This is a genomic window from Pseudomonas cyclaminis, assembly GCF_015163715.1.
Classification (GTDB): domain Bacteria; phylum Pseudomonadota; class Gammaproteobacteria; order Pseudomonadales; family Pseudomonadaceae; genus Aquipseudomonas; species Aquipseudomonas cyclaminis.
This window is the reverse complement of the sequence record NZ_JADDUM010000219.1, coordinates 1-5,175: the sequence shown is the minus strand read 5'-3', so window position 1 is coordinate 5,175 and position 5,175 is coordinate 1. Positions and strand designations below refer to the sequence as shown.

Annotated in this window: 8 protein-coding genes; 7 read left to right on the top strand and 1 reads right to left on the bottom strand. The window is 63.1% G+C overall.

The genetic code is table 11. The annotated features are described in order from the left end of the window. From IQK56_RS24635 to IQK56_RS24620, 4 genes are all read left to right on the top strand, one after another. Nucleotides 1–1,134, top strand: a 1,134-nt coding sequence (locus tag IQK56_RS24635; RefSeq protein WP_193901859.1) for a response regulator, incomplete at its 5' end; no start/stop codon positions are given. A 49-nt stretch (nucleotides 1,135–1,183) separates the two neighbouring features. Further along, entirely contained in the window at nucleotides 1,184–2,173 is a 990-nt protein-coding gene (locus tag IQK56_RS24630) for a 2-hydroxyacid dehydrogenase (RefSeq protein ID WP_122309750.1), read from the top strand. Nucleotides 2,174–2,244: 71 nt separating this feature from the next. Continuing rightward, a complete protein-coding gene (locus IQK56_RS24625; protein WP_099586985.1) occupies nucleotides 2,245–2,685 on the top strand; it encodes a hypothetical protein in 441 nt (146 codons plus the stop codon). Beyond that, entirely contained in the window at nucleotides 2,682–3,086 is a 405-nt protein-coding gene (locus IQK56_RS24620) for an META domain-containing protein (protein ID WP_131698039.1), read from the top strand. Before IQK56_RS24625 ends, IQK56_RS24620 begins: the two co-directional genes overlap by 4 nt. Nucleotides 3,087–3,178: 92 nt before the next feature. Here the strand turns inward: IQK56_RS24620 and IQK56_RS24615 are convergent, their stop codons facing one another. Next, nucleotides 3,179–3,640, bottom strand: a complete 462-nt coding sequence (locus IQK56_RS24615; RefSeq protein ID WP_122309745.1) for a TlpA disulfide reductase family protein — start codon at nucleotides 3,638–3,640, stop codon at nucleotides 3,179–3,181. Between the two features lie 115 nt (nucleotides 3,641–3,755). Between IQK56_RS24615 and arsC the strand changes: the two genes are divergently transcribed. Genes arsC through IQK56_RS24600 form a run of 3 tightly spaced genes read left to right on the top strand, consistent with a single transcriptional unit; the run spans nucleotide 3,756 to nucleotide 5,111 of the window. Then, the gene (gene arsC, locus IQK56_RS24610) at nucleotides 3,756–4,109 is read left to right on the top strand and encodes an arsenate reductase (glutaredoxin) (RefSeq protein WP_122309743.1); all 354 of its coding nucleotides are present in this window, start codon (nucleotides 3,756–3,758) and stop codon (nucleotides 4,107–4,109) included. Then, on the top strand, nucleotides 4,106–4,720 hold the full coding sequence (gene wrbA, locus IQK56_RS24605; protein WP_193862501.1) for an NAD(P)H:quinone oxidoreductase: 615 nt from the start codon (nucleotides 4,106–4,108) through the stop codon (nucleotides 4,718–4,720). Before arsC ends, wrbA begins: the two co-directional genes overlap by 4 nt. Then, nucleotides 4,704–5,111 carry a DUF2069 domain-containing protein gene (locus IQK56_RS24600; protein WP_193862500.1) on the top strand — a complete coding sequence of 136 codons (408 nt, stop codon included), beginning with the start codon at nucleotides 4,704–4,706 and terminating at the stop codon, nucleotides 5,109–5,111. The genes wrbA and IQK56_RS24600 overlap by 17 nt, the downstream gene beginning before the upstream one ends. The last annotated feature ends 64 nt before the right edge of the window (nucleotides 5,112–5,175 follow it).

Below are 5,175 nucleotides of genomic sequence, written 5' to 3'. Positions count from 1 at the left end.
CAGGCCCTGCAACATCAACTGGAAGACTGCGGCCTGGAAGTCACGCCGTTCAATAGCCTGGAAAGCCTGACCAACGGCATCACCAGCGCCCATCAGACCGAGCAGGCCATTGACTTGGCGGTTCTCGGCATAACCGCCAACGACATTCCGCCCGAGCGTCTCAACCAACACCTTTGGGACCTCGAACACCTGGGCTGCAAAGTGCTGGTGCTGTGCCCTACCACCGAACAGATGCTGTTCAACCAGTCCGTGCCCAACCCCAACAGCCAGTTGCAGGCCAAGCCGGCGTGCACCCGCAAGCTGCGCCGCGCCCTGTCCGACCTGATCAGCCCGCGCCCGTCGCGCAGTGAGCCGGGCGAGCCGCTGTCCAGCCGTGCGCCGCGTGTGCTGTGTGTCGACGACAACCCGGCGAACCTGCTGTTGGTGCAAACCTTGCTGGAAGACATGGGCGCCCAGGTGCGTGCGGTAGAAAGCGGTTATGCCGCGGTCGACGCCGTGAAACAGGACACCTTCGATCTGGTGCTGATGGACGTGCAAATGCCCGGCATGGATGGGCGCCAGAGTACCGAGGCGATACGCCAATGGGAAAGCGAGGGCCATGGCACGCCCTTGCCGGTGGTCGCCCTCACCGCCCACGCCATGGCCAACGAAAAACGCGCCTTGCTGCAAAGCGGCATGGACGATTACCTGACCAAACCCATCAGCGAACGGCAATTGGCCCAAGTGGTGTTGAAATGGACCGGCCTCGCCTTGCGCAACCAAGTGCCGGAGCGCGTCACCGAAGGTCTGGGCCCGGGAGTGCAGTTGCCGGTGCTCGACCATGAGGAAGGCCTGCGCCTGGCCGCGGGCAAAACCGATCTGGCCGCCGACATGCTCGCCATGCTGCTGGCCTCGCTGGAGGCCGACCGCCAGGCCATTCACGTGGCCCGCGATGCCAAGGACAATCTGGCGTTGATCGAACGCGTCCACCGCCTGCACGGTGCCACCCGCTACTGTGGCGTGCCGCAACTGCGCGCCGCCTGCCAACGTGCCGAAACCCTGCTCAAGCAGGACGACGCCAAGGCCATGACCGCCCTGGACGAACTGGACATGGCCATCGCCCGGCTGGCCAGTGAAGCGCGGGTCAGTGTCTGACCCCATTTCAAGGCGCTGTTCAACTGATAAATGGCAGGGAGCATTTTCAATGCGCGTGATTCTTTTCAGCAGCCAGACCTACGACCGCGACAGCTTCCTCGGCGAGCCGCTGCCACCGGGCCTGGAGCTGCAATTCCAGCCTGCCCGGCTCACTCTCGACACCGTGGCCCTGGCCGAACACCACGAGGTGGTCTGCGCCTTTATCAACGACGACCTCAGTGCCCCGGTGCTGGAACACCTGGCCAAGGGCGGCACACGGCTGATTGCCCTGCGTTCGGCGGGTTACAACCATGTCGACCTCGCCGTCGCCAGGCGCCTGGGCCTGAGCATCGTGCGCGTGCCCGCCTACTCGCCCCACGCGGTCGCCGAGCATGCGGTCGCGCTGATCCTCGCCCTCAACCGCCGCTTGCATCGGGCCTACAACCGCACCCGCGATGGCGACTTCAGCTTGCACGGCCTCACCGGTTTCGACCTGGTGGGCAAGACGGTCGGTGTGGTCGGTACCGGGCAGATCGGCGCGACATTTGCCAGGATCATGGCCGGGTTCGGATGCACGCTGCTCGCCTACGACCCCTTCCCCAATCCGCAGGTCCAGGCCTTGGGCGCGCAGTATGTGAGCCTGCCCGAGTTGCTCGCGCAAGCGCAGATCATCAGCCTGCACTGCCCGCTGACCGCCGACAGCAAGCACCTGATCAACGCCCGTTCCCTGGCACAGATGCAGCCTGGCGCGATGCTGATCAACACCGGTCGCGGCGGCCTGGTGGATACGCCGGCATTGATCGAAGCGCTCAAGGACGGCCAACTCGGGTATCTGGGGCTGGATGTCTACGAAGAAGAAGCCCAGCTGTTTTTCGAGGACCGCTCGGATTTGCCCCTGCAAGACGACGTGCTTGCGCGCCTGCTGACCTTCCCCAACGTGATCATCACCGCGCACCAGGCGTTCCTCACCCGCGAAGCCCTGGCAGCCATTGCCGGCACCACCCTGGCCAACATTGCGGCATGGGCCGATGGCCGGGCGCAGAACCTCGTCGAAGGATGATCAGCGGTCACATACCAGGCTCATGATGAGCAGGCACCCGTGATAGGATGCCGCGCCTATTTGGAGGATCCATGGCCGAACACGATTTCCGCTTCAGCTTGCTGAGCCCGCAACACACCCTGATCGAATGCCGCGCCCTGGTGCCGGGCCGTTACCAGGTCACCGGCAACGGTGGTTCGATCAAGCACGGCGACGTGCTGATCGTCACCCTGCGCGGCAGTAAAACCCTGTCGATGCGCCTGACCGTCGAAGGCGATGCGCGCTACTCCATCCGCCCGGCGGGCCAATGGGTCGCCATGGCCCAAGGGCCGAAATTCGGCGAGTTGGAGATTCACACCTGGAAGGTCAACTGCGACAGCTGCGACACCGTGCTGGAGTTTGAATTCGCGGTGGAAACCAAGCTGAGCAAGGAGCCGCTGCAGCCTGCCGCCAATGCGCGCATCAAGGAATTGGGCTGGGCCAGCGAAGGCGACAAGCACCGCTGCCCGAAATGCCAGAAGGCTGCGCAATGAAAGGCCTGCTTCTGCTCGCCGCCGTCGGCGCGGCCCTGAGCGGCTGTGCCGGTGATGCGGTCAAGCTCAAGCAGGATCACAGTTACGTGGTGGAGTGGATTGGTGAGCGGCCGTTGATGGACTACGCCCACCTGACCGTCACCCTCGGCGCCGATGGTCGCGCCTACGGCAATGGTGGTTGCAACCACTGGTTTGCGCCGTACACCGTCGAGGGCGACAAGCTCAGCTTCGGCAAGCTCGGCAGCACCCGCAAACTCTGCGCCGAGGCCCTGATGGAGCAGGAACAGCGCTTCTTCCAGGCCCTGCAAGGGGTGCAGCGCTGGGACATCTCGCCGATCGAGCAGACGCGCTTCTGGCCGGCCGAGGGCAAGCCGATTCGTTTGTGGCTCGAAGAGGGCTGATCCTGAGTCTGTGACTTGATGGAGATCCAAATGTGGGAGGGCGGTGCGACAATTCGACTTGTCCCCTCCCATATTGGTTTTATGCTGTTGCGTTAGCCGCGCAGGGCCTTGAGCTTGGCCAATACACCTTCGGCGGTCTGCTCACCCATCAACTGCTCACGCACCTTGCCCTTGTCGTCAATGATGTAGGTCACCGGCAACGCTTCGCTGCGCGGAATATCGAAGATCCCATCCGGGTTCTGTGCCAGCACGGTGAACTTGATCCCCAGCTTGTCGCTGGCTTCTTTCAGCTCTGCGCCTTGCACGTTATCGAAATTAACCCCGAACACCCCGACGTTCTGTGCTTTGAGCTGCTCGGCCAAGGCATTGAGTTCAGGGATTTCCGTGCGGCACGGGCCACACCATTCTGCCCAGTAGTTGACCACCAGCCATTGCTTGTCCAGGCGCTCGGCCGCGACTTTCTGGCCGTACTGGTCAACGCCATAGTCATTGCCGCAGCCACTGAGCAGCAGGGTGGTAATGATCGCCAATGCACCGATCAGTCGACGTGTCATGGGGTAATCCTTCGCAAAAATGAACGTTGGCTGCGACCTATCGCCTCTTACGGTTTAAGGACGGGGCGCAGCGCGGGTAGAATACCCGCCACCTTACGCAAGATGCGACCCGCACATGACCGATCTGACGCTTTATCACAACCCGCGCTGCTCGAAATCCCGCGGTGCGCTCGAACTGCTTGAAGCCCGCGGCCTTGCACCAACCGTGGTGCGCTACCTGGAAACCCCGCTGGACGCCGCGCAAATCAAGGCCTTGCTGGGCAAACTGGGCCTCAGCGCCCGTCAATTGCTGCGCACCGGCGAAGACGAATACAAAAGTCTCAACCTGGCCGACGCCACCCTCAGCGAAACCCAACTGATCGCCGCTATCGCCGAACATCCCAAGCTGATGGAACGCCCGATCCTGGAAACCGCCGACAAAGCCATCATCGGCCGCCCACCGGAAAACGTGCTGGAGATTCTGCCGTGACCACACCGTATGTGCTGGTGCTGTATTACAGCCGCAACGGCTCGGTCAGCGAAATGGCCCTGCAAATTGCCCGGGGCATCGAGCAAGGCGGTATGGAAGCGCGCTTGCGCACCGTGCCGGCGATCTCCACCGAATGCGAAGCCGTGGCGCCGAGCATCCCGGACGAAGGCGCGTTGTACGCCAGCCTGGATGATTTGAAAAACTGCTCTGGCCTGGCCCTGGGCAGCCCGACGCGCTTCGGCAACATGGCCGCGCCGCTCAAGTACTTCCTCGATGGCACCAGCAACCTGTGGCTCACCGGCGCTCTGGTCGGCAAGCCTGCTGGCGTGTTCACCTCCACCGCCAGCCTGCACGGCGGCCAGGAGACCACGCTGATGTCGATGCTGCTGCCGCTGTTGCACCACGGCATGTTGATCACCGGCCTGCCCTACAGCGAACAGGCATTGCTCGACACCCAGGGCGGCGGCACGCCGTATGGCGCCAGCCACCATTCCGGGCCGGACGGCAAGCGCATGCTCGATCAACACGAAATCGCCCTGTGCCGGGCATTGGGCTTGCGCCTGGCGACCACCGCCACGCTGCTGGAGAATGGCCGTGGCCAAAAAGCCTAAAATCCTGCCGCCCCAGGCGTGGCTGGAGCCGCGTGTAAAGGTGGCACGCGCATTGAGCCTGCTGGCATTTTTTGCCCTGGTGGGCCTGCTGTGCGGGTATTACCTGTTCATCGCCGACCTGCACGGCGCACGCCCGTGGGTGATCCTGCTGATCGAACTGGCGCCGCTGCTGTTGCTGGCGCCGGGCATGATCAGCGGCAGTGCGCGGGGGCATTCGTGGATGTGCTTTGCGGTGAACCTGTATTTCATCAAGGGCGCGCTGGCGGCGTATGACCCGAACCGCCAGGCGTTCGGTATGTTGGAAATGCTGGCCAGCCTGGCAGTGTTCTGCACGGCGCTGCTGTATGTGCGCTGGCGGCATCAGCTCAATCGGCGGCTCGCTACAGCCTGATCGAGACTTGGCGCCTGTTAGCCAGTCTTCGCGAGCAAGCCCGCTCTTATCAAACATAAAATAA